Origin of the sequence: Nannocystis sp. RBIL2, from assembly GCF_026626745.1 — a bacterium.
Taxonomy (GTDB): domain Bacteria; phylum Myxococcota_A; class Polyangia; order Nannocystales; family Nannocystaceae; genus Nannocystis.
On record NZ_JAPNJW010000002.1, the window covers coordinates 2,331,013 to 2,354,443 of the forward strand.

Below are 23,431 nucleotides of genomic sequence, written 5' to 3' on the forward strand. Positions count from 1 at the left end.
GTCATGCCCCCGCGGACTGCTGGACCCGGCGGTAGCGGATCCGGCACGGCGGGCGCGGGCCGACGATCAGGTTGGTGTAGTCGACCGGGTAGCTCGGGTCGAGCAGGTCGAACTCGAAGTTGCGCAGCAGGTGGCTCCACAGCGCGCGCAGCTGCAGCTGGGCGAACACGATGCCCATGCAGCGGTGGCGCCCGGCCCCGAACGCGATGTGGCCGTAGGGCCAGCGCTTGTCCTCCTCGCGGCCCGGCATGAAGCGATCGGGGTCGAAGCGGTGCGGCTCGGGGAAGATGTCCGGCACGCGCTGACCGGCCGCCGGCGAGGCGATGATCATGCTGCCCTCGGGCACGTGCTTGCCCTGGAAGTCGAACGCCTTGAGCACGCGCCGCATCACCAGGATGATCGGCGGGTACAGGCGGAGGGCCTCCTTGATGGTGGCCTCGAGCAGCTTCATCTTCTGCAGGTCGTCGTAGGTGATGCGCTCGCGGTCGCCGAGGATCTCGCGCTGCTCGGCGACCAGGCGGCGGAAGATGTGCGGGTGCTGGGCCAGCAGCACCGCGATCCACGAGAACGTCACGCCGCTGGTGTGGTGACCGGCGAACATGATCGTCAGGATGAGCCCCGTGATCTCGTCGACCGTCAGCTTGCGCCCGTCGGCGTAGTTCGACTCGACCAGCGTCTGCAGGATGTCCTCGTGGCCGTGCGGGTCGGAGCGCCGCTCGGCGACGATCTTCTCGATCAGCTCGACCATCTTGACGCGGGCCTTGTCGCGCCGGCGCATCGCCGGCAGCGGCAGGTACGGCGCGAAGAACGAGATCACGTTGATCCCGCCCTCGAGGTCGGCGTACAGCTCGGAGAACTCCTTGCTGAGCTTGAACCGCATCTTGTCGCCCAGCAGGCAGCGCGTCGAGGTGTAGAGCGTCACCTCGTTGCCGACCTCGAGCATGTTGACCTCGCCGGTCTGCCCCCACTGGCCGAAGAAATGCTCCGACTCGGCGATGAAGCCGTCGGTGTAGGTGCGCAGCCGGGACTCGCGCAGCGCCCCGTGGAAGAAGCCGAGCTGCTCCTTCATGATCTGCGGCTCGGCGTCGTAGGCGATGCCCTTGCCGAACACCGGCGTCATCAGCTGGTACGCCTCGCGCTGGCTGACCTCGTCGTCGCGGAAGCGGAAGTACTTCTCCTGCGCCGCGTGGCCCGTCATCACCACGCCGAGCGTGCCCGGCAGGCGCACGCAGAAGATGTCGCCGAACATGTCGCGCCCGCGCTGCACCATCGCCACCGGGTTCGAGCGCAGCTCGGACGCGTGGCCGACGAACGGCAGCCCGCCCGGCAACATGGGCGGCAGGTTGGGGGTGTCGAGCGGGAGGGGTTTCAGCGTCGACAGCAACGTCGTCGCCGTCTGACGCACGTGTTCGGGGACCGTGAACATCGAGGGGCAAGCTACCGCAAGCCCCCACGCCCGCGCCCGCGCGCCGCCTGTGAGAGAACTTCACGCGTCTTCGCCGCGGACGCAGGCGGTCCTCGCCAGCGATGGAGGCCGCCGTCGCGGCGCTCGGTGACGTGACGTCCGAACGCGTCGCGGGAGCCACGGCCACCTACGCCGGGTTCTTCCTCGACCCGAGGACAACCGCGCGTGCTCCCGGGCGCGCTCGTTCAGGGCTTTCCCCAGCCCGACGGCCGCCGCAGACACCACGTCCTCGACGTTCTGGCCTGTTCATCCTCACGCCCACGATCGTGATCGGGGCCACACTGCCGTGCGGAGGCCTCGATCGCGCCGATCGTCACCGAGTGGTCCTGGTCCCTGCGGGTCGGCGCCGATTCGTTCGCGCCGGCGTGGACCCTCGTCCTCCACGTCGGCCGCACGCAGGCGGCGGACCGGCATGAGTACTTCGCGTCGCGCCGACGCGGTACGTTGGGCGCTCATGACATCGCTTGGCTTCCCACGCACCCTCTTCCTCGGCCTCGCGCTCGCCGCTTGCGGCGGCGACAAGAGCGAGACCACCGCGGACACCTCTTCTTCCTCCGGCCCGACGACGTCCGGCACGAGCGACACCGACCCGCCGACCCCCACCACCACGGGCGAGCCGGACGTCTGCGCCGATCCGTCCGACCTCGACATCGGCCCCGCGGTCACGCTGACCCTGCGCAACGGCGGCGCCGCGCCGATCTTCCTCGTGGTCGACGACGGCTGCGGCGGCCAGCCGTTCTCGGTGGCGCCCGAGGGCGGCTCCCAGCTGCACACGCACGCCCTCGCCTGCGAGGCGTGCGCCACCGCGGCGCTGCAGTGCGGCTGCGACGACGGCTGCGGCAACGACGAGATCATCCAGCTCGATCCAGACGGCCGCCTCGAGCTCGTCTGGGCGGGCGACCACTTCGAGGCCTCGCCGGTCCCGTCCGCCTGCGTCGAGCAATTCTGCGGCTTCATGACTTGCCTCGCGCGCCGCCAGGTCGCGCCCGCGCGGCTCGACATCGTCGCCTTCGCCACCAGCGCAGTGGGCGAGTGCGGCGATGCATGCACGTGCACCGCCGACGCCGAGGGCTGGTGCGTGCTCGCGGGCCAGCCCGCGGGCGTCCAGCGCCTCGCCGAGGCCCAGCTCGACTACCCGGCCGCCACCGCCCTCGAGTTGGTGTTCCCCTGACCAGCCCCCGCGATCAATCGCGCGTGTACCACCACGCCCACGCCAGCAGCACCAGCTGCAGCGGCACGCGCACCCACAGGGCCGCCTGGGACGCCGGCAGCCCCTCGACCTGCACCTGTGCCATCGCGTGGTGGATGTTGGCCGGCCACATCGCCAGCAGCAGCCAGAACACGCCCCACGCGGCCGCCTTGCGCGTGCGCGGGATCAGGAGCCCGAGCCCGCCGGCGATCTCCAGCACCCCCGTGAGCAGCACCAGCTCGTAGTGCCACGGCAGGTACGGCGGCATGATCGCCATGAACCGGTCCGGGATCACGAAGTGACCGATCCCCGCCGCCAGCAGCAGCGCCGCCAGCACCACCAGGAGCACCCGCTTCATCGCCGACACGCCGCGCAGTGTGACAGATCGCCGCGCGCCGCACACCAGCGACGCCCCGGCTCCGGCTACCCTCGCGCGCATGGAGCTCACCGACGTCCGCTACGACCTCGAGGGTGCGACCGCCCTCGTCACCCTCGACCGCCCGGCCGCGCGCAACGCCTACAGCGAGGCGATGGTCGAGAGCCTCGTCCACGCGATCGACCTCGCCGAGCGCGACGACGCGGTGCGCTGCGTGATCCTCACCGGCGCCGGCCCGGCCTTCTCCGCCGGCGGCGACCTCAAGCGGATGCTCAACAAGGAGGGCATGTTCGCCGGCGGGGCCGCCGAGCTGCGCCGGCAATACATCGACGGGATCCAGCGGATCTCCCGCCGCCTCGCGCTGGCCGACAAGCCGATCGTGGCCGCCCTCAACGGCCCGGCGATCGGCGCCGGCCTCGACCTCGCGTGCATGTGCGATCTGCGGCTCGCGGCTCGCGGGGCCCAGTTCGGCTCGACCTTCGTCAAGGTCGGCCTCGTCCCCGGCGACGGCGGCGCCTACTTCCTGGCCCGCGCGATCGGCTTCTCCCGAGCGCTCGAGCTCATGCTCACCGCCCGCGTCATCGACTGCGACGAGGCCCTGCGGATCGGCCTCGTCCACCGCGTCGTCGAGCCCGACGAGCTGCTCCCGGCCGCCCGCGCCCTCGCCTCCGAGCTCGCCGCCCTGCCCCCCGTCGCCCTCCGCCTGACCAAGCGCGCCGCCTACCGCAGCCACGACGTCGGCCTCGACGCCGCCCTCGAGCTCGCCGCCACCTACCAGGGCGTGGCCCAGACCACCGCCGACCACCGCGAGGCCGTCGCCGCCATGCTCGAGCGCCGCCCCCCCCGCTTCACCGGCGAGTGACGTGGACCTCGGGGCATGTCCCGGAGAGCATGCTCCATGGGGCATGTCTTGCAGGGCATGTCCCGTCGGCCTGCTCAAAAACCGAAACAGTGCACTGCCCCCTCGATCTCCTCGGGGCAGTCGCTGTTGTTGCACGCGTCCTTGTGGTCGCCCTCGCAGAACGGCTGGCACGCCTCGGCGCACGGATACCCGGGGACGCACCCGCCCGGGTCGGGCAGGCACTTGGTGGACAGCAGCGTGCAGACGCCGTCGAACTGCTGGACGCACACATCGCCGTCGGCGCAGCCGCACGGGTTCTCGTCCTCCGTGGTCGCCGCGTTCGTCGTCGGCGTCCCGGTCGTGCTGCTCCCCGTCGTCGTCCCGACCGTGCTGCTCCCCGTCGTCGTCCCCGGGGCGGTCGTGCCCGCCTCCGTCGTCGTTCCGGTGGTAGCGCTCGTGCCGTCGGTCCCGGGGCCGCACGCGGCGGTCAGGGCGAACGCAACCAGAGCGAGGCGAAGCATCACGAGCGAGCCGGGCATGAGCTCAGGATAAACCAGCCGTCACGGCTCGACACCCACCAATCGCCCGAAGATCGCGTGCTTGCCGATCCAGCCGTTGATCTTGCCGTGGTTGTTGCCGATCTGGTAGCGCCCGTCCTCGGCGATCGCCTTGACGATGTGCAGATAGTCGGCCCCGCGGATCGTGCACAGCACCACGTCGCCGACCTCGAGCCTGTCCAGGTCGACCGGTTCGACCGTGCAGAGCTCCCCCGACTTGATCCGCGGCCGCATCGAGTGACCGTGCGGTCGGAACTTGACCGTCGTGCCCGCGCGCAATTTTTCAATGTGATAACGGGCCCAGCCCATGAGGCGCCGAGGATGCCCGCTTTCGTCGCCGCGCGCATCTGCGTATCCTCCGCGGCATGCCGGCCCCGCCCGACCTGCGCGTCCTGCTCGACGCCTACTTCGCCCCCGCGCTGGCGGCCGGCCCCGTCGCCCTCCTGCGCGCCGCCGCCGAGCTACGCGCGCGCTCGAACGGCGCGCTCACGAGCTCGGCGATGCTCGAGTTCCGCCGCCCGATCGAGGGCGGCCCGTGGTGCCCGCGGCTGTTCGGCACGCTCGAGCCGCTGCGCTGCCGCTGCTGCCGGCTCGTCGGCCCCGAGCACCGCGGCGAGACCTGCGAGCGCTGCCACGTCCTGTGCACCGACGAGCCGCTGCGCGAGCGCCTCGTCGCCCACGTCGATGCCCCGTTCGGCCTGGTCCACCCTGCGCTGGCGCCTCGGATCGCCGCCCTGATCGGCCTCTCGCCCGACCAGCTCCGCGCCGTCCTCCACGCCGACGCGGTCATCCTCGCCGACGGCCGGCTCGTCGCCCAGGACGACCCCGCGATCGACTGGGACGACGACATGTCCTACGAGACAGGCGTCCGGGCCGTGCGCCGCCGCCTCGCCGCACTCGACGATCCCGAGCTCGCGGCCGCCGGCCTGACGCCCGCGGACCTCGTGCTCACCAGCGTCCCGGTGCCGCCGCCGGGCGAGCGCCCGCTGTACCACGAGCCCCACCCCCACGAAGATCGCTGGTTCCGCGCCCTGTGGTCGGACCGGGTCGGCCGCGACAACGAGGCGATCAGTGCGCTCACCAGCCGGGCCCTCCGCGGCACCCGTCTGGTCGAGCTCGACGCCCCCAAGATCATCCTCGACCGCGAATGCGCCGACGCCCAGCAGGCCTTCGAGGCGATGCTCGACCTGCTCGCGCGCCCGCCCGGCGACCCCGCCCGCGCCCCCCGCCCGCTGTCGGGCTGGCTCCCCGCCCCGCTGCGCGGCGAGGACGAGGACCACGTCCCCGGCACCCTCTACCGCTTCTGCCTCGCCGGCGCGCCCGAGGTAAGCGACGCCCACGATCGCTACGTCCACCACCGCGCCCCGCACCGCCCCGAGGTCCCGCGCGCCTGCGTCCTCGCCGACGGCGACCGCGCCCTGCTCCAGCTCGGCTACCTCATGCTGCTCGTCCACTGGCCCACGGGACATGTCCTGTGGACCAGGCCCGCGACCGAGGCGAAATTGCTCGGCGTGAGTGGCGACTGGGCCCTGTTCGGCGCCAAGTACGGGCGCCAGCTCGACCTTGAAGACCCCGCGATCCTGCGCGGCCTGTACGCGCTCGACCTGGCCTCCGGGACATGGCTCGACGGACCGTACCCGGATCACCTGCCCGCGATCTTCGTCGAGAAGGGCGAGCCCGAGGACGCCTGGCTGACCGACTGGCGCGGCCAGCGAGGGGCCCCGGGCGCCGAGGACTGCTCGGGCGATCGCCCCGACGAGTGGGCGCGCAGCCCCGACCACCGCTACGTCTGGATGACCTCGAGCCCCGACGACGGCGCCATCCTCGACACCGAGCGCGGCGTCGCCGTCCTGATGCTCAGCCACATGCGCGAGCTGCCCGGCGAGGGTGTCCGGGCCATGGCGCTGATCGGACCCGAGCGCGAGGACGAATACGACGAGCTCGACGACCAGGTCGGCGCCGGCATCGCCATCGCCCGCCCGCGCGGCGAGTGGCGGACCCTCCTGCCCGGCGGCCAGCTGCGGCGCGAGGGCCGGGTCGCGCTCGAGTTCACCGGGGCCGTGATCGAGTGCGCCGCCTTCGACCTCACGGGCGACCGCCTGCTGCTCGTCAACCGCGACGGCCTTCACGTCGTCGACGTCGCCCACGGCCTGCTGCTCGCGCAGCTCGACCTGCGCCCGCTGGCGCCCGCGCTGGCGCTGCCCGAGTCGCTCCCGCGCGAGCTCGCCGACCTCCTGCTGGCCCACCACGGCACTCTGGCCGCCGCCCTGGCCCAGCCCGACGCGCGCCTGCGCGAGCTCGGCCTGGACGACGCCCAGCTCGCCGACCTGCGCGCCGAGCCGCCGCCGCCGCCCATCCCGGCCCTTCTCCAAAGGACATGACCGCGAGGACATGACCGTTGGGTCATGCCCTAAACGACATGCCCGATGCGACAGCCACGCCCCCGGTCCGCAGACGCGCCGGGCCCGTCCCCGTCGTCGACGTCACCGTCTGTCGGAAATGCGACCACACCTGCAGCTCGCTGCACGCGCCCATTCGTAATCGTGGCGCGACGGCGATCGCCCGCGTCCGCGCGAGGTGCACGGGGCGAAAGCCGCGCGGCGATGACGCAGCGCGCGTCGACTTGCCCGCCGAGATGCGATCGATCATTCTCCACGCCTCATGCTTCGACTTACTTGTTGCCTTACCTTGACCCTGCTCGCCGCCTGCGCCCCTGGCAAGAACGACACCGACGACGACTCCTCGACCTCGTCGAGCACCTCGACCGCGTCGACTGCCGACCCGACCGAGTCGACCGCCGCGACCGACCCGACTGACGCGACCGAGTCGACCGAGTCGACCGACGCGACCGGCACGACCGAGCCGCCCTCGACCACCTCCTCCAACCCCACCGAGCCGCCGCCGGAAACCACCGGCACCACGGGCAGCGAGGCGGACGAGTTCGGCTTCATCTGCGTCGAGCTGGCGAAGGCCGAGAGCGAGGAGAGCGACCCGTTCGCCGGCACGGACACGATCTACCTCACCCTCGAGCTCGATCCCTGCTTGAACGAATTCTACCAGACCCACCCCGAATACGTGGACGGGCCCGAGGGGACGGCGGTGCTGGAGGAGTGGCGGGGCCGGCTGTGCAGCGAGACCGTCGCGCCTGGGCTCGTGTCCTGCGAGGTCGATCACTTCGAGACCAACATGGGCCAGGGCGTCCCGACCCAGTTCACCGTGGCATACAAGGTGCTCGACGCCGCCCAGATCGACGGGCGCACGCTGCTGTGGGGCCCGGCCCCGCTGGCGGAGCTCGCCGGCTGCGAGCCGAAGGCGCGGCTCACCACGCCGGTCGGCCTGCAGGGCTTCCCCGAAAACGGCGGGCCGCTGTGGTCGGCGCAGAGCTGGGAGAACCCGGTCGGGCTGGTCAAGTCCGAGGCCAACGGGTGCATCAAGGTCCACGTGGCGAAGCAGTGAGGCCCGACCTCGACCAGGCCCGCCTGTCTCGCGCGGGCGCTCTGGCCGAACGAGGATGCCCCTCTGGACATGTCCAGAGGGGCATCCTCGAACGGTGCGACCTCAGTCGCGGAAGCGCTTGGTGAGCTCCGCGTAGGCGTCGATGCGGCGGTCGCGGAGGAACGGCCAGATCCGCCGCACCTGCTCGCTGCGGCCGCGGTCGACCTCGACCACCACGACCTCGGCCGACTCGCCGGCCTTGGCCAGGAACTCGCCCTGCGGGCCGGCGACGAAGCTGTGCCCCCAGAACTGCAGGCCGGGATTGACGCCGCTCGGGTCGGGTTCGTGGCCGACGCGGTTGGCCACCACCACCGGCAGGCCGTTGGCCACCGCGTGCCCGCGCTGCACGGTGATCCACGCCTCGCGCTGGCGCAGGCGCTCGTCCTCCGAGTCGCGCATGTCCCAGCCGATCGCGGTGGGATACAGCAGCAGGTCGGCGCCGGCGAGCGCCATCATGCGCGCGCCTTCGGGGTACCACTGGTCCCAGCAGACCAGCACCCCGAGCTTGCCGACCGACGTCTCGATCGGGTTGAAGCCGAGGTCGCCGGGCGTGAAGTAGAACTTCTCGTAGTAGGCCGGGTCGTCGGGGATGTGCATCTTGCGGTACTTGCCGGCGATGCTGCCGTCCTTCTCGAGCACGACCGCGGTGTTGTGATAGAGCCCGACGGCCCGGCGCTCGAACAGCGAGGCGACGATGACGACCCCGAGCTCCTTGGCCAGCGCGGCCAGCTCGTTCGAGGTCGGGCCGGGGATCGACTCGGCCTGGTCGAACACCGCGGTGTCCTCGGTCTGGCAGAAGTACAGCCCCGCGTGCAGCTCCTGCAGCAGCACCAGCTCGGCCCCGCGGCGGGCCGCCTCGCGGATGCCGGCCACCGTCGTGCGGAGGTTGTGCTCGCGGTCACCCGTGTTCTGCTGCTGCACCAGCCCGATCGTCCAGGTCGCCTTGCGCGTGGTCATGACGCGCCTCTATACGGCTTCCGCCTGCCTGGCGCCAGCACTTCGTGCGCGAGCGCGCGTCGGCTTGTGGCATGCTCGAGCCATGGCCTCGCTTCCCTTACGCCCCCCCGCCCGCACCTCCGTGGTCATCCTCACCGCGCTGGTCGCCGCCCTCGCCCGCCCCACCCCCGCGGCCGCGTGCGGCGGCATGGTCTTCCCCGGGCACGAAGCCCGCGTCGGCGGCATGAGCGACCAGGAGCTCGCAGTCGTGTTCGGCGCCGAGGAGACCGTGCTGGTCGCCTCGGCCCGCTACGAGGGCGTCGACGCGGCCGAGTTCGCCTTCGTGCTGCCCCTCGCCAGCGCCCCCGCCGACGTCCGCGACGGCAACCCGGCGCTGTTCCTCGCCCTCGACGAGTACAGCGCCCCGCGGATCGCCATCTATCAGAACGAGGACGAGCGGATGGGCCTGTGCGGCAGCAGCGACAAGGCCGGCGGCGGCAACAGCCTCGGCGACCCCATGGGCGACGGCGGCGACGTCATGGTGATCGACCGCGGCGAGACCGCGACCTACGAGTACGTCGTGATCGGCGGCGACACCGGCACCGCGATCGCCGACTGGCTGACCGACGCCGGCTACCCGCTGCCCGCCGACTACGCCGCCGCGCTGGGGCCGTACGTCGCAAACGACTGGTTCTTCTTCGCCGCCAAGGTCAAGCCCGCGGCCGACAGCGGGGTGCTGGCGCCGATCGAGCTCCATCTCCCCCCGGCCCAGCCGGCGACCTTCGAGGTCCCGCTGGCCATCGCCACCCACTCGATGAAGCCGAACGCGGAGCTGCGGCTCACCACGTACTTCATCGGCGGCGGCCCAGTGCTGCCCGAGAACTACGCGGCCCAGGCGGTCGACGATGACGAGCTCGTCGCGCTGTCCGAGACCGAGACCAACTACGCCGAGCTCGAGGCCGCCGTGCTCGCCAGCGACCCCGAGGGCGCGTGGGTGATCGACTACTCCAACCCGCTCTACGCCGGCGGCCTCGCCGAGGCCTACGACCAGGGCACCTGGGCCGGCCGCATCGACCCCGAGACCGCCGACCGCGCCTGGCTCGAGGACTTCACCGCCCGCGCCGGCCTCGACGGCCTCCACCTCACCCGCCTGCGCACCGCCCTCAAGCCCGCGCAGATCCGCGACCTCACCCTGCGCGCCGCCTCGGGCCCGCCGGTCGACGCCGTCCACGGCGTCGAGTACGACCCCGACGCCGGCCAGGGCTGCCAGATCGACCGCACCGGCCGCCTCCCGCAGCTCCTGCTGCTGGTGCCGGTGCTGGCGTGGATCCGCCGCAAGCCGCGCCGCCGCTGACCGATCGGGCATGTCCGTGAGGGCATGCCCGTCGGGGCATGTCGCTTCGCACATGCCCTTCGGCGCATGCCCCCGAGGACAGCTCACCCGAGCCGCTCGAGCAGCGCCCGGGCCTCGCGCAGGTCGGCGGTCTCGAGCCCCTCGGTGAACCATTCGTACACGCTCGAGACCAGCTCGCGGGCCTCGCCGGGGCTGCCGCGCAGGACCAGCAGGCGGGCCTGGCTGAGCGCCAGGCGCAGCTCCCACGCGCGCGCCTGCTGGCGGCGGGCGACCTCGAGGCCGCGGCGGAAGCAGTCCTCGGCGGTGCGCGTGCCCGACGTCATCCCGGTCGACAGCAGCAGCTCGCCGCGCAGGCGCAGCACCTCGGCCTCGAAGAAGCGCTCGCCGGAGCGGCGCATGAACTCCTCGACCTCGTCGACCTTGCGCATCGCCTCGTCGTGGCGGCCCGCCCGCCACAGGCCCCAGATCGCGGCCGCCTGGAAGAACGAGATGCCGGCCTTGGCGCCCGTCCGCGTCCACTTGGCCACGCCCTCGGCCAGCTCGGCCGCCCCCGCCTCGCGCTCGCCGACCCCGAGCTGGGCCCAACCGCGCTGGATCTGGCACATCGCCAGCCACAGCTGCAGCTTGTGCTCGGTCGCCACCCGCTCGGCGCGGTCGGCCAGGTCGCGGGCGGCCGCGAACTCGCCGCGGTAGTTGTGGATCGTCGCCAGATAGTTCATCCCGAACGCGATGCTCAGCGGGTGCTCGATCTGCTGGGCCAGCGCCAGCGCCTCGCGGGCGCGCGCCACCGCCTGATCGGGGTAGCCGAGGAACCACAGCACCCACCCGAGGTACAGCCCATTGGTCACCCCCGGGTCCTGGCCGTAGCGCAGCGCCAGCTTGCCGTGCTCGCGGACGTCGTACAGCGCGAGGCCCTTCTCGGTCAGCTCGCGGCAGCCGGCGATCTCGCCGAGCAGCATCTGGCTGGTCCCGAGCGCGCGGTAGGCCAGCATCAGCATCGTGCGGTTGTCGGTGGTCTCGGCCTGCGCGACCAGCTGGCGCCCGAGGTTGGCCGAGATCTCGGCCGCGCCGCCGACCATGTAGAACTGCCACAGGCCGAGCACCGACGGGAACAGCTGGGCGTCGTCGCCGGCGCGGCGGCACAGCTCGCGCGCGCGGGCGTAGGTGTCGTGGACCTCGGGCGCCGCGTAGCCGCGGATCGACATCAGCGGCGCGCCGAGGGCCAGCTGCAGCCCCAGCTCCTTGCGGTCGCGCGCGTCGCCCTCGGGCCGGTCGCGCAGCAGCGCGATCGCCCGCGAGTAGTGCGACACCGCGTCGGTGTTGGCCGAGCGCTGCACCGCCTTCTGCCCGGCCTTCTCGAGCCACTCGATCGCGCGCTCGCAGTCGCCGGCCTCGACGAAGTGGTGCGCCAGCAGCTCGGGCTGCAGCTCGGCGAGCTCGGGGAATTGGCCGAGGATGGCCCGCGTCGCCTGTTGGTGCAGGTACTGCCGGCGCGGCCGCAGCAGCGAGCCGAGCGCCGCCTCCTGGATCAGCGCGTGGCGGAACACGTAGCGGGCCGCCTGCTCGCTGCCCTCGGCGCGGACGATGCCGGCCTCGACCAGCTGCATGAGGCCGGTGCGCAGCGTGTCCTCGTCGCGGTCCGACGCGTGGCGCAGCAGCGCGTAGGTGAAGTCGCGCCCGAGCACCGCCCCGAGCTGGGCCGCCTCGCGCCCGGCCTCCTGCAGGCGGTCGAGGCGGGCCAGCAGCAGCTCCTGCAGCGTGGCCGGGATGGCCGCCAGCGCCGAGCTGGCCTTGCGGACATCCGCCTCCCGGCCCTCGCGCTGCCACACCTCCGCCGCGGTCTGCGTGATCTCCTCGACGAACAGCGGGATGCCGTCGGCACGGGCCACCAGTTGCTCCACCAGCGCCTCCGGCAGCGCCTGTCCGCGGGCCGCCAGCGCCACCATCGCCGCGGTCTGGTGCGGCGACAGCCGGCGCAGCGCCAGCCGGTGCAGGTGCGGCCGCGCCGGCCAGTTGGGCGCGAACTCCGGCCGCGACGTCGCCACCACCATCAGCGGCGCGTCCTCCATGCGGGCCACCAGCAGCTCGAGCAGCTCGAGCGTGCTCTGGTCGCTCCAGTGCAGGTCCTCGACCACCAGCAGCGTCGGCCGCTGGGCGGCCAGCGCCATGACGGTGCGAATCAACGCCTCCTGCACCCGGTTCTTCAGCAGGTCGGGCGACAGCTGCGGCGCCGTGTAATTGCCGTTCAGCGGGATCGCCAGCACCGTCGCGAACAGCGGCACGGTCTCCTGCAGCGGCACGCGCAGGGCCGCCAGCGCCGCCTCGACCCGCGCCAGGCGCTCGCTCGCCGCCGTCTCGGGGTCGATGTCCAGCGCCCGCATCGTCGCCTCGAGCAGCGGGTGCAGGGCGCTGTTGCGGAAGTGCGGCCAGCACTGGCACACCAGCCGCTGGTGGGCCTCGCCGGCCGTGTACGCGCGCAGCGTCTGCACCAGCCGCGACTTGCCGAGCCCCGCCTCGCCCGACAGCAGCACGAACTGCCCGCGGCCCTCGCGGACCTGGGCCCACAGCCCGCGCAGCGCCTCGATCTCGGCCTCGCGCCCGACCAGCGGCGTCAGCTCCTCCGCCGCGCGGTCGAACCGGCTCACGGTGCGACTCGGCCGCAGCGCCCGCAGCACCTCGATCGTGCGCCCGCCGCCGGCCGGTCGCCGCTCGCCGCGGGCCTCGACCTCGATCGTCCCGCGGACCAGCGCGCGCGCCCGGCCGCTGAGCAGGATCTCGTGCGGACCTGCCTGTCCTTCGAGCCAGGTGACAACATGCGGCAGCTCGCCGAGCAGCCGCGGCGCCGCCTCGTGCTCGCGCTTGTCCGCGACCACCGAGCCGCTGCAGATGCCGATCCGCGCCGCCAGAGTCGCCCCGCCCGAGCCGGCCAGGCCGCGCACCGAGTCGACGATCAGAAACCCCGCCCGCAGCGCCCGCTCTGCGTCGTCCTCGTGCGCGGCGGGCCAGCCGAAGCACACCAGCGCGTGCCCCCCGTGGGCCGCCACCACCGCGCCGTCGAGCTGGCGCGCCACGGTGGCGCAGATGTCCAAAAAGCCATCCAGCAGATCGGCGTAGGCGTCGGCGTCCAGCACCTCGGCCAGCGCCAGCGCCTCGACCAGCGAGCACGACAGCAGCGTCACCTGGCGGCGCTCGCTGGCGCGGCGGGTCCGCGGGCGCTCTGCCGGCTCCTCACCCGCGCGGCCCGGTCGCGCCAGCGCCAGCTCGAGGCCGACCAGCGCGTCGAGCAGCTCCTCCGCCGTGCCGAACCGGCGCGCCACGTCCTTGGCCAGCGCGCGGGCGGCCACCACCTCGGCCAGCTCGGGCAGCTCGGGCCGGAACGCGCGCAGGAGCGGCGCCGGGGCCTCGGACAGCACGTTCGCGCGCACCTCCGACAGGTGGTCGCGCCAGAACGGCGAGCGCCCGCACAGCATCTCGAACAGCATCACCCCGACCGACCACAGGTCCGTGCGGCCGTCCTGGTCCTCGCCGCGCCACTGCTCCGGCGACATGTAGCGCGGCGTGCCCGACAGCGGCGACGTCTGGTGATCGACGCGCCCGGCCACCACCGACGCCAGGCCGAAGTCGACGATCTTGGCCCGCCCGTCGCGCGTCACGAACACGTTGGCCGGCTTGAGGTCGCGGTGGACGATGCTGGCCCGGTGCGCGTGCGACAGCCCGCGGACGATGTCGATGATCATCCCGACCACGCGGCGGGCGTCGAGCGGGCCCTCGGCCAGCACCGCGTCGAGCGGCCGGCCCTCGAGGTACTCCATCACCAGGAACGGCACCCCGGCCGCGCTGCCGAGGTCGAACACGCGGACGATATTCTCGTGGCTGAGCCGCGCGCTGGCCCGCGCCTCGCCGCGGAACCGTTCGACCAGCTCGCGCCCGCTGTCGTCGGTCGGCGCCTGCAGGATGAACTTGATCGCCACCGGTCGGTCGAGCAGCGTGTCGCGCGCCAGGTAGACCACGCCCATGCCGCCGGCCCCGAGCCGCTCGAGCAGCTCGAAGCGCAGGCCGTCCTCGCCGCCGATCCGGTCGCCCTTCTTCGCCAGCGGCATGAACCCCGGCTTCTCGCCCGCGCCGTGGAGGATCGTCGTCTCCTCCGCGTCCGACAGCAGCTCCGCCGGCCCGCCGCTCCAGCGCGTCACCATCTGCCCGAGGAGCGTCCCTTCCAGAGCCGACGGCGCGACGGTGTCCTTCACATCCCGCTTCTATCACGGGGGCGACGCCCTCGATCGTGCGTCATGGCCCGCGCGGTCCGCATGGGGGTACAGGACCGCATTCGCAAGCGGGCGGAACCGCCCGCATCATTCGCTCGCCACGGCAGAGACCGACGATTCGAGCGCGCCCTTGTCCTATCATTGGACCACGGATCGGCGAATCTGCGGACTGCCCGCGAATCGTCGTTCATCGCGCCGGCGACCGCCCGCTCGAGTTCGCCCCGATCCGTTCCCGCGCGCCGCCCGTCCCGGCCTGCGAGCGGCCTCTGCGGCGCTGCGGCGGCCGCTGGCGGCCCCGCTTGCCGCTCCGCCGAGGCGCGCTATCAGGACCGGTCATGCCAGCACCCCTCGTGACCCCGCAGCTCACCCAGCAGTCGCCGATCAAGCTCCATACCATGAAGAGCTATTACGCGCCCGAGCTGAGGCCGCTCGAGTTTCAATACACCAAGGTCGGCGGCACGCTCGTGGGCGAGGAGCTCGTGCTCGACCGGACCGGCGCCGGTTGCCACGTCGTCTTCGACGGCATGGAGTGCCCGCTGCGCAAGCTCCACTTCCACGCGCCGGGCGAGCACCGCATCGACGGCATGGTCTCCGAGCTCGAGCTGCACCTGGTGCACGAGATCCTCGAGTACCCCGACGCCTATCCGTCGGCCTATCTGGTCGTCGGCGTCATGCTCGCGACCAAGACCGACAAGGCCGGCCCGGCGCAGGCGCTCGCGCCGTGGCTGCGCGGCCACTTCGACGCCCGCGCAGTCACCCGCGCCGCGCGCGACGACCGGCAGGAGTACGAGGTCGATCCGTCGATCTACCTGCCCGAAGACCGCGCCTACTTCCGCTACGAGGGCTCGCTCACCACCGGTGACACCGAGGAGATCGTGACGTGGACCGTGCTGCGCGACTACAGGACGATCGAGGGGCCCGCGTCGCTGCAGCTCGACGCCGAGGGCAGCCGCCTGCTCCAGCCGCTGATGCGCCGCTACGTCCTCCGCAACTTCGCCCTGATCGCCTGAGCCGCCCCGCGCGGCCGCACGGCCTCCTGACCCGCTCGGCGCGCCGCCGGGCGGGTTTTCATGCGTGGGAAACAAGTCATCCATGGTGCCCGCGATCGGGCACCCCGTCCTCCGCGGCGGCGACGACCTCGAGAGCACCCCGTGCTCCGCGACCTCGATCCCCGGTGACAGCGGGCTCGACCGGCGCCTCGCATTCATTGCAGAATCCGCCGCGTCGCATGGATCGGTGCTGTGATTACCTCCCGGCGCGATCCGACGCATCTCGCTGCTATCACCATTGAGCAGACAGGTGCGCCCGCGCTCGGCGCCGGAGCGCCATTGAATAGGAGGATGCTCCGCGGTCGGCGCCTGAGCCTCGCCGGAAGACCTGGGCAAGCGGCTTCCTGCGCGCCTCCCCCAGGCGAAACTCCTCGCTGCGGACGCGGCGCACGGCGGGCGGAGCGCCCCGATGCGAACGTTCCGCCATTGTGCATACATCGGCGACCACGCGGTCGCCGCTGCGCGGTCCTACGAATCTATTTTCGCCTGACGTGACGCTGTCGGCCGCTGCGGACGCTGGTGTGTCGACGCGGCCGGGTGATAGGTTGCGCGCGGGAAGGTCGGGAGACAATGCGTAGACTGGGTGGCGGCAGGAATGTCATGAGTTTGGCGTGCGCGCTGGTGCTGTGGAGCGGTTGCAGCAGCGACGTGCCGGCGACGACGACCGAGTCGGCGGGCGGGAGCACCACCGAGGTCGGGACCGGCACCACTGCGCCCGATCCGACCACGGGGACGCCCACGACGGGAGCGCCGACGACGACGTCCGGCGCGACCGCCTCGGGCGACTCGACGGACGGAGACTCGACGACGGGGATCGCCGGCGAGACGACCACCGGCGACCCGACCGAGGGGGACACCTCGGACGCGGTCTGCGGCGACGGCGTGGTCGAGGGCGACGAGGCGTGCGACGACGGCCGCGACAACGGCCCGGCCAAGCCGTGCACCGACGCCTGCGCGCTCAACACCTGCGGCGACGGCGACAAGAGCCCCATGGAGGAGTGCGACAACGGGGCGATGAACGGGGACATGAACGGCTGCAAGGCCGACTGCACCGTCAACGTGTGCGGCGACGGGGCGGTCGGACCCGGCGAGGGCTGCGACGACGGCAACCAGAACGACGGCGACGACTGCACCAACGCGTGCGCGGTGGCCACCTGCGGCGACGGTGCGGTGGCGCCGACCGAGGCGTGCGACGACGGCAACCAGGACAACACCGACGAGTGCACCGCCACCTGCACGCTCCCCGCCTGCGGCGACACCTTCGTCCAGGCCGGCGAGGGCTGCGACGACGGGGCCGCCAACAGCGACAACGGCGCCTGCACCCTGAGCTGCCAGTTCAACGTGTGCGGTGACGGCGTGGTGTTCAACCTCGAGCCCGGCACCGAGGAGTGTGACCTCGGGGCCGACAACGGCCCCGGCAAGGCGTGCAACGCCACCTGCGAGCTCAACGTGTGCGGCGACGGCGACAAGGGGCCCGACGAGGACTGCGACGACGGCAACTTCGCCGGCGGCGACGGCTGCTCGGCCACGTGCAAGCTCGAGCAGTGCGGCAACCTCATCGTCGACCCCGGCGAGGACTGCGACGACGGCATCGACAGCGACAACGACGACGGCTGCACCGACGCGTGCAAGGCCCCGACCTGCGGCGACAGCTTCGTGCAGGCCAGCCTCGGCGAGACCTGCGACCTCGGCGGCGGCAACAGCAACACCGGCGTCTGCACCCTCGGCTGCCAGACCGCCGCCTGCGGCGACGGCTTCGTCCACGCCGCGGTCGAGCAGTGCGACGACGGCGCGAACAACGGCGACACCAAGGCCTGCAAGGCGAACTGCACCTTCAACGTGTGCGGCGACGGCTTCGTCGGCCCCGGCGAGACCTGCGACGACGGCAACACCAGCAACGAGGACGGCTGCACCAACGTGTGCAAGCCGGCCAGCTGCGGCGACGGCTTCAAGCAGCCGGGCGAGGCCTGCGACCTCGGCCAGGCCAACAGCAACACCGGCGCCTGCACCCTCGCCTGCGCCCTGCCGATCTGCGGCGACACCTTCACCCAGGCGGGCGAGGAGTGCGACGACGGCAACCTGTCCAACGCCGACGCCTGCCTCGGTACCTGCAAGCTGGCCAAGTGCGGCGACACCTTCGTGCAGGCCGGGGTCGAGCAGTGCGACGACGGCAACGCGAGCAACACCGACACCTGCACCAACACCTGCAAGGCCGCCGTCTGCGGCGACACCTTCACCCAACCGGCGATCGGCGAGCAGTGCGACGACGGCAACCAGGTCACCACCGACGCCTGCACCAACACGTGCAAGTCGGCGGTCTGCGGCGACGCCATCGTGTGGGCCGGGAACGAGCAGTGCGACGACGGCAACGCGGTCAACACCGACGCCTGCGTGGCCGGCTGCAAGACCGCCAAGTGCGGCGACGGCTTCGTGCAGATGGGCACCGAGACCTGCGACGACGGCAACGTCGCCAACAACGACGGCTGCAGCGCGAGCTGCCAGGTCGAGATCTCGAAGTGCGGCAACGGGGTGATCGACCCCGGCGAGCACTGCGACACCGCCCTGCCGACGCCGGGCCCCGGGGTCGGCTGCAAGCCAGTGACGTGCCTCTACGACTTCAGCCAGATCACCCAGCTCTACTGCAACGGCACCTGCACGTGGGCCGGCGCCCAGGACTGCGATCAGGCCGACGCCAACATCCTCTGCAAGCTCAAGACCGGCAACCCGAACAGCATCGCCACCAGCTGGACGCCGGCGACCGCGCAGCCCACGTTCGGCTTCTCGTGCCCCGGCTACGGCGGCAGCCTCGGCCCCCTGCCGGCCTACGGCGTGAACGAGAACGTGTGGTACCAGCCCTCGAGCATCCTCGCCAACCACAACGCGGGCAACATCATCCTCAACCCGGTCTGCACGAACCCCTGAACCGCGGCCGCGCCGACGCCCTCGCCGCGAGGGCGTCGCGCGCGAGCGAGACGAGCGCGCCGCGGCTCGGGCGGTTTGCGCGTTTGAAAAACGGATAGCCACCGCTGCGCGCGGCTGGGCACCCCGACGAGCGCTGGCGCGCCCTCGTGGGCCCAGCGGTGAAAGTCTCCGGAAATTTCGCCGGTCCGCGCTGACGCTACTGTCGCCGGGTCCTTCCCGGAGTCATCGTCATGCGCAAACTTGGTTTTGGAGTGGTTCTGCCCGCGATCGCGGGCTCGTTGTGGATGGCGGCCGAGGCCTCGGCCGCGCCGACGCTGCGGGTGCAGGTCACCCAGCGCGGCGACTTCGCGCTGATCGGCAACACGCTCGGACAGAACTGCCATCCGGCAGTGCCGATGCCGGTCGTCGGCACAGTCGGGATGTGCGGGTCCAACACGGGCGACGCGGCGATCGACGTGCACTGGCGCGCCGACTCGCCGGGGCCCGACCAGGCCGAGGCCAACGCGACGGTCACAGCTGCGGACGCCCGCACCTCCGCGGTCCTGGGGCTGCCGGGGGAAGCCGTCGTCACCCACGCGTTCCTCTACTGGGCCGCCTCCATCGACGCACCCATGGCCGATGGCACAGTCACGCTCGACCGCCCGGGCGTGTTCTCCGCCGACGTCGACGGCGCGGCGAACTGCGTGACCAGCGACTTCAGCGCCTACCAGTGCAGCGCAGACGTCACGAGCCTGGTCCAGACCCACGGCCCCGGGTCCTACCGCCTCGGCGGGGTCGACACCTCGACGCTCGCGAATGTCCCCAGCGAGGGGCTGTTCGCCGGCTGGTGGATGGTCGTCCTCTACCAGGACCCGGGCGAGCCGGTCCGCAACCTCGCGGTGTTCGACGGGTTCGACCTGGTGGCCGCCAATATGTCGCTCGACATCCCTCTCGCGGGGTTCTTGGTCCCCGACGGCGGCATCGAGGGCAAGCTGGGCCTGGTCGCGTTCGAAGGCGACACGGGCCTCGGGGGCGACAGGTTCACCTTCAACGGCGGCCAGCCGATCGGCAACGCGCTCAACCCGGACACCAATTTCTTCAACAGCACGCGCTCGCACCTCGGCAGCGCGCTGTCGGTCGCCGGCGACCTCCCGCAGCTGACGGGCGAGCCACACTCGATGTCGGGCATCGACCTCGACACCGTCGACGTCACCGACAAGCTCACTGCGGGGCAGACCGAGGCGATGCTGAAGGTGAGCACCACCGGCGACCAGTTCTTCCTGTCGGGCTACATCACCTCGATCTCCGACCTCCGGCCCGACTTCACGACGTCGATCAAGTCGGCCGTCGACGTGAACGGCGGCATGCTCGTGCCCGGCGACGAGGTCGAGTATACGATCGAGGTGACGAACACCGGCAGCGACACCGCGATCGAGGTCGTCCTCACCGACCCGCTGCCGGCCGGGGTGATCTACGTGCCGGGCTCGCTCGAGATCACCGCGGGCGCGAACGCCGGCGCCAAGACCGACGACGCGAGCGACGACCAGGGCGAGTACGACATGAACAGCAACACGATCGTCGTCCGCCTCGGCACGAACGCCAGCGACTCCGCCGGCGGGACCCTCGACATGGGCGCGTCCTCGACGGTGAAGTTCCGCGTGGCCGTCGCCGCCGACAGTGCCGGGCAGATCGACAACCAGGCCGTGGTCAACTCGGCCGGCATGCTCGGCGCCGCGGCGACTGACACACCGACCGGCGACGGCAACTTCCCGGGCGCGCCGACGTCCGTGTTCGTCGCGGCGTGCGAGACCGACGCGCAGTGCACCGATCCGAACCTGCCCCACTGCGACGCCGCGAGCGAGCCCAGCGCGTGCGTCGAGTGCCTCGAGGACGGCGACTGCACCGCCGGCTCGGCCTGCGACCCCGCGACCCACACCTGCAAATGCGCGCCCTCCGGCGAAGAGGTGTGCGACGACGGCATCGACAACGACTGCGACGACGCGATCGACGAGGAGTGCGAGTCCGACACGACGACCGGCGAGACGTCGACCGGCGGCGACACCCTGACCGGCGACATCCCGACCAGCTCGGCCTCCGGCGGTGACTCGGCCTCCGGCGGCGACTCGGCCTCCGGCGGCGACACGTCGACCGGAGGCGACGGCCCGACCGGCGGCCCCGGCAGCGACGGATCGAGCGGAGCCGCGGGCGACACCGACAGTACGGGCACGGACCCGAGCGGTGTCGGCGAGGGCGGCTGCGGCTGCGACACCCGCAGCCATGACGCGGGGGGCCTGCTGCTGCTCGGCATCGCCGGCCTCGCGGCCAGGCGCCGCCGCCGGTGATCCGGGCGGCGCGTCGGCTCAGCGCTCCGGACGGCGAACAGCTGCTCACCGTTCGTCGTCGGCCGTCTCGCGTCGAGCCGCGTTGGTTTGCACGAATAGAACTCCGATGACCGCGGATGCCCATCGCTGGGCACCCCCGACAGTCGCCCAGCGACATGCGGCGGAAGACGCCACGCTCAGCGGCTCGCGCGTTCGGCCTGCTCCTGCAAGCAATGCCGGAGCCCGGCGCGCAGGTCACGGAATGCGCGCAGGACACCGAATTCGACGCCGAGCCCGGCCAACGTGTCGGCGACCCCGGGGCGCACACCCGTGAGCATGCATCGGGCGCCGAGCAGCGAGGCGGCCCGGGTCACCCGGAGGATGTGATCCGCGGCCGCCGCGTCGAGCGCGTCGACGCCGGTGACGTCGAGGATGACGCTCCGAGCGCGAGTGGCGACCAGCCGCGTCAGCAGGCCCTCCATCATGTTCTCGGCGCGATGCGGATCGATCTCGCCGATGATCGGGAGCACGAGGATGCCGTCCCAGAGCTCGAGGACCGGGGTCGAGAGCCGGCGGATCGTCTCGGCCTGGGCGGTGATGGTCGCCAGACGCTGCTCGAGCTCCTCGCGCTGGCGCGCCAGCGTCTCGTGCATCTGCTGCACGCGCTCGTGCTGCGCCAGCGTCTGCATCAGCAACACGTTGCGCAGCACCGTCTCGAGGTGGCGGGCGACCCACTGGAATTGCTCGACGTCCGCCTCGATGAAGGGCACCCGGAAGCGCGCGGCTCGGGCGTCGAAGCCGGCGAGCGCGAGCAGCTGGAGGTCGGGACGCGGGCCGATCGTGCACCACAGAAACCGCTCGAGCCGCAGCGCGCCGGCGAGGGCGGCGAGCGGCCCCTCGGGCGCGTTGAGCAGCCCGCCCCGACGGGCCCGCAGCTCGGCGACCAACCCGGGGCCCGCGATCGCGGCCGGCGGCTCTCCGAGGTGCGAAGGCCAGGACAGCGCCTCCACCGCGTCGTCGCCGATCCTCAGCACCACCGCGGCCTGAAAATCGAGCTCGTCGAGGAGGAGCCCGCACCACCGATCGCAAGTCGATTGCAGGTTGGCCTGCGCGTCGACGTCGTTCTCCAGCGCGTGAAACGTGCTCCACCACGACAGCGCCCGCTCGTGCTGGCGCCGCAACGCGTTGAGCTCCGCCTCCCGCTGGGCGAGCAGCTGCGATTGCTTGCGCAGGAGATCCTCGTCGGACATCGGCCTCACTCCGCCAGCGCGAGCATGGGATACGTGAAGTTGTAGTACGTGGCGTGCGGCCCGTACGGCGCCACCTCGCCCCACGCCAGCATGCCGAGCCACTCGGCGTCGGGAGCCAGCGCCTGTTGGACCAGCGCCTGCTCGCGCGCCGCCTCTTGCTTGCCGAGCAGCGGCACGGTCCGCGCGCTGCACTCGAAGCCCATCACCAGCCGGATCTCTCGGCCCTGCAGGCGTCTCCGCAGCGCGTGGGCGGCCTGTTCGGCGCCGTCGATGGCGGCGCGGATCGAGCGGAGGTGGAAGACGATGCGGATGCCTTCGGGGAGCGGCGCCGCCATGACGAGCCCGCCCCGCTGCGTGTCGAGGGCGAACGGGGAGCGCACGACGTACGGCGTCAGCGCGTCCGACTCGGCGCGCGGCGCCTCGAATTCGACCCCCAGGGCGACCTTCGCGGTCGCCTCGTTGTCGAGCTCGCGCAACACCTCGCGGCCCTGGAACTCGCTGTAGACCGCCAGGGCGGAGCGACCATCGAGCTCGAGCAGGACGTTGCCGTCGGTGCGCGTGACCGTGGCAGTCGAGGTGGTCGGCTCGGTCCCCGTCGAGGTGGCGATCTCTGCGGCGAACTCGCCACCCAGCGCGACAGCCACGGCGGCGCCGCTGCGCACGCGGTCCCCCATGTACTGGTACGTCTGGGCGAAGACACCCCACGGCTGACCGGCGCCCCCGCCGACTGCAGGGCAGCCGAGCTCCGCTTGCACGGCACGCGTGAACGATTCGAAGTCGGCCCCGCCAAGCGGATCGCCGTGCACGATCACGACCCGCGGCGACGCACCCTGCAGCCCTTCGCGGAGCTCTCGCCCCACCGCGTGCCCCCTGGCGATCGTGTCCCGCGCGAAATCTTCGACCATCGCCGCCGCCGCCCGCAGCGCGGGGCCGCCGAGGCCGACGATACCGGCGGCGTAGTTGCCCTCGTGAAACGAACCTCGCCCCATCAAGCCGGAGGTCGAGCAGCCGATGATCGGCGTCGAACCAAGCCCCTCGCGCACGACCCCGAGCAACGCCTCCTGATCGTGGTCGACCGTCGCGTACATCAGGGCGACCGCCGGAGGCTCCGCGCCGAACGCTGCGCGTATCTCCCGCGCCAGCGTCCCTCCGGCCGCGCGCGAGAGCTTGTCGCGCGAGACCACGGCACGTGCGAGGAGCCGAGATTCGGTCGTCATGGGCGGAACCATAGAGGGTCCCGTCGAGCCGGTGCAAGCCTGCGAACCACGAACATCGCGCGCGGAACGTGCGCGACGCGAGCCCGACCGCGTCGCGCACACAGGGGGATCGACCCCTCGCTGTCCGCCTGTACGCGGACGACAGCACAGGTCGAGTGTTCGGACATCGATCCTCCGCGAAGCGAGAGCGCGAAAGGTCGCTCCATCCAGCCTCTGCC

Annotated in this window: 16 protein-coding genes; 8 read left to right on the forward strand and 8 right to left on the reverse strand. The window is 72.1% G+C overall.

Annotated features, from left to right (window positions below; all coding sequences use genetic code 11):
• Position 1: 1 nt before the first annotated feature.
• Positions 2 to 1,426 carry a cytochrome P450 gene (locus OV090_RS34370; protein ID WP_267708919.1) on the reverse strand — a complete coding sequence of 475 codons (1,425 nt, stop codon included), beginning with the start codon at positions 1,424 to 1,426 and terminating at the stop codon, positions 2 to 4.
• Between the two features lie 493 nt (positions 1,427 to 1,919).
• On the opposite strand from OV090_RS34370, the gene OV090_RS34375 reads away from it, so the two are divergent.
• The gene (locus tag OV090_RS34375; RefSeq protein ID WP_267708920.1) at positions 1,920 to 2,636 is read left to right on the forward strand and encodes a hypothetical protein; all 717 of its coding nucleotides are present in this window, start codon (positions 1,920 to 1,922) and stop codon (positions 2,634 to 2,636) included.
• Between the two features lie 13 nt (positions 2,637 to 2,649).
• On the opposite strand, the gene OV090_RS34380 is transcribed toward OV090_RS34375, so the two are convergent.
• The gene (locus OV090_RS34380; RefSeq protein ID WP_267708921.1) at positions 2,650 to 3,012 is read right to left on the reverse strand and encodes a DoxX family protein; all 363 of its coding nucleotides are present in this window, start codon (positions 3,010 to 3,012) and stop codon (positions 2,650 to 2,652) included.
• 79 nt (positions 3,013 to 3,091) lie between these two features.
• Here OV090_RS34380 and OV090_RS34385 point away from each other — a divergent pair, with 79 nt between their 5' ends.
• Positions 3,092 to 3,892 (forward strand): enoyl-CoA hydratase-related protein, encoded by an 801-nt coding sequence (locus tag OV090_RS34385; RefSeq protein WP_267708922.1) that lies wholly within the window; start codon positions 3,092 to 3,094, stop codon positions 3,890 to 3,892.
• A 74-nt stretch (positions 3,893 to 3,966) separates the two neighbouring features.
• Here OV090_RS34385 and OV090_RS34390 read toward each other — a convergent pair whose 3' ends face one another.
• On the reverse strand, positions 3,967 to 4,410 hold the full coding sequence (locus tag OV090_RS34390; RefSeq protein WP_267708923.1) for a hypothetical protein: 444 nt from the start codon (positions 4,408 to 4,410) through the stop codon (positions 3,967 to 3,969).
• A gap of 21 nt (positions 4,411 to 4,431) precedes the next feature.
• The gene (locus tag OV090_RS34395; protein WP_267708924.1) at positions 4,432 to 4,737 is read right to left on the reverse strand and encodes a S24/S26 family peptidase; all 306 of its coding nucleotides are present in this window, start codon (positions 4,735 to 4,737) and stop codon (positions 4,432 to 4,434) included.
• 56 nt (positions 4,738 to 4,793) lie between these two features.
• Between OV090_RS34395 and OV090_RS34400 the strand changes: the two genes are divergently transcribed.
• Both OV090_RS34400 and OV090_RS34405 read left to right on the forward strand, forming a co-directional pair.
• Positions 4,794 to 6,809: a hypothetical protein gene (locus OV090_RS34400; RefSeq protein WP_267708925.1), complete on the forward strand. Its 2,016-nt coding sequence runs from the start codon at positions 4,794 to 4,796 to the stop codon at positions 6,807 to 6,809.
• Positions 6,810 to 7,116: 307 nt separating this feature from the next.
• Complete coding sequence (locus OV090_RS34405; protein WP_267708926.1) at positions 7,117 to 7,884, forward strand: hypothetical protein; 768 nt, start codon at positions 7,117 to 7,119, stop codon at positions 7,882 to 7,884.
• 102 nt (positions 7,885 to 7,986) lie between these two features.
• On the opposite strand, the gene OV090_RS34410 is transcribed toward OV090_RS34405, so the two are convergent.
• On the reverse strand, positions 7,987 to 8,880 hold the full coding sequence (locus OV090_RS34410; RefSeq protein ID WP_267708927.1) for a carbon-nitrogen hydrolase: 894 nt from the start codon (positions 8,878 to 8,880) through the stop codon (positions 7,987 to 7,989).
• Between the two features lie 82 nt (positions 8,881 to 8,962).
• Between OV090_RS34410 and OV090_RS34415 the strand changes: the two genes are divergently transcribed.
• Positions 8,963 to 10,213, forward strand: a complete 1,251-nt coding sequence (locus OV090_RS34415) for a DUF2330 domain-containing protein (RefSeq protein ID WP_267708928.1) — start codon at positions 8,963 to 8,965, stop codon at positions 10,211 to 10,213.
• 83 nt (positions 10,214 to 10,296) lie between these two features.
• Here OV090_RS34415 and OV090_RS34420 read toward each other — a convergent pair whose 3' ends face one another.
• A complete protein-coding gene (locus OV090_RS34420; protein ID WP_267708929.1) occupies positions 10,297 to 14,457 on the reverse strand; it encodes a TOMM system kinase/cyclase fusion protein in 4,161 nt (1,386 codons plus the stop codon).
• 353 nt (positions 14,458 to 14,810) lie between these two features.
• Here OV090_RS34420 and OV090_RS34425 point away from each other — a divergent pair, with 353 nt between their 5' ends.
• The 3 genes from OV090_RS34425 to OV090_RS34435 all read left to right on the forward strand — a co-directional run bounded on the left by OV090_RS34425 (position 14,811) and on the right by OV090_RS34435 (position 20,767).
• A complete protein-coding gene (locus OV090_RS34425) occupies positions 14,811 to 15,485 on the forward strand; it encodes a carbonic anhydrase family protein (RefSeq protein ID WP_267708930.1) in 675 nt (224 codons plus the stop codon).
• A gap of 639 nt (positions 15,486 to 16,124) precedes the next feature.
• Entirely contained in the window at positions 16,125 to 18,446 is a 2,322-nt protein-coding gene (locus OV090_RS34430; RefSeq protein WP_267708931.1) for a DUF4215 domain-containing protein, read from the forward strand.
• A gap of 251 nt (positions 18,447 to 18,697) precedes the next feature.
• Positions 18,698 to 20,767, forward strand: coding sequence for an isopeptide-forming domain-containing fimbrial protein (locus tag OV090_RS34435; RefSeq protein WP_267708932.1), 2,070 nt, complete (start codon positions 18,698 to 18,700; stop codon positions 20,765 to 20,767).
• 176 nt (positions 20,768 to 20,943) lie between these two features.
• On the opposite strand, the gene OV090_RS34440 is transcribed toward OV090_RS34435, so the two are convergent.
• Both OV090_RS34440 and OV090_RS34445 read right to left on the reverse strand, forming a co-directional pair.
• A complete protein-coding gene (locus tag OV090_RS34440; RefSeq protein ID WP_267708933.1) occupies positions 20,944 to 21,996 on the reverse strand; it encodes an STAS domain-containing protein in 1,053 nt (350 codons plus the stop codon).
• Positions 21,997 to 22,001: 5 nt separating this feature from the next.
• Positions 22,002 to 23,213, reverse strand: a complete 1,212-nt coding sequence (locus tag OV090_RS34445) for an FIST N-terminal domain-containing protein (protein ID WP_267708934.1) — start codon at positions 23,211 to 23,213, stop codon at positions 22,002 to 22,004.
• Positions 23,214 to 23,431 lie beyond the last annotated feature (218 nt).

Bases quoted from the DNA above. Each gene is read 5' to 3' on its own strand.
- OV090_RS34370 (WP_267708919.1), bottom strand. From the start codon at position 1,426: ATGTTCACGGTCCCCGAACACGTGCGTCAGACGGCGACGACGTTGCTG.
- OV090_RS34375 (WP_267708920.1), top strand. From the start codon at position 1,920: ATGACATCGCTTGGCTTCCCACGCACCCTCTTCCTCGGCCTCGCGCTC.
- OV090_RS34380 (WP_267708921.1), bottom strand. From the start codon at position 3,012: ATGAAGCGGGTGCTCCTGGTGGTGCTGGCGGCGCTGCTGCTGGCGGCG.
- OV090_RS34385 (WP_267708922.1), top strand. From the start codon at position 3,092: ATGGAGCTCACCGACGTCCGCTACGACCTCGAGGGTGCGACCGCCCTC.
- OV090_RS34390 (WP_267708923.1), bottom strand. From the start codon at position 4,410: ATGCCCGGCTCGCTCGTGATGCTTCGCCTCGCTCTGGTTGCGTTCGCC.
- OV090_RS34395 (WP_267708924.1), bottom strand. From the start codon at position 4,737: ATGGGCTGGGCCCGTTATCACATTGAAAAATTGCGCGCGGGCACGACG.
- OV090_RS34400 (WP_267708925.1), top strand. From the start codon at position 4,794: ATGCCGGCCCCGCCCGACCTGCGCGTCCTGCTCGACGCCTACTTCGCC.
- OV090_RS34410 (WP_267708927.1), bottom strand. From the start codon at position 8,880: ATGACCACGCGCAAGGCGACCTGGACGATCGGGCTGGTGCAGCAGCAG.
- OV090_RS34415 (WP_267708928.1), top strand. From the start codon at position 8,963: ATGGCCTCGCTTCCCTTACGCCCCCCCGCCCGCACCTCCGTGGTCATC.
- OV090_RS34425 (WP_267708930.1), top strand. From the start codon at position 14,811: ATGCCAGCACCCCTCGTGACCCCGCAGCTCACCCAGCAGTCGCCGATC.
- OV090_RS34430 (WP_267708931.1), top strand. From the start codon at position 16,125: ATGAGTTTGGCGTGCGCGCTGGTGCTGTGGAGCGGTTGCAGCAGCGAC.
- OV090_RS34440 (WP_267708933.1), bottom strand. From the start codon at position 21,996: ATGTCCGACGAGGATCTCCTGCGCAAGCAATCGCAGCTGCTCGCCCAG.
- OV090_RS34445 (WP_267708934.1), bottom strand. From the start codon at position 23,213: ATGACGACCGAATCTCGGCTCCTCGCACGTGCCGTGGTCTCGCGCGAC.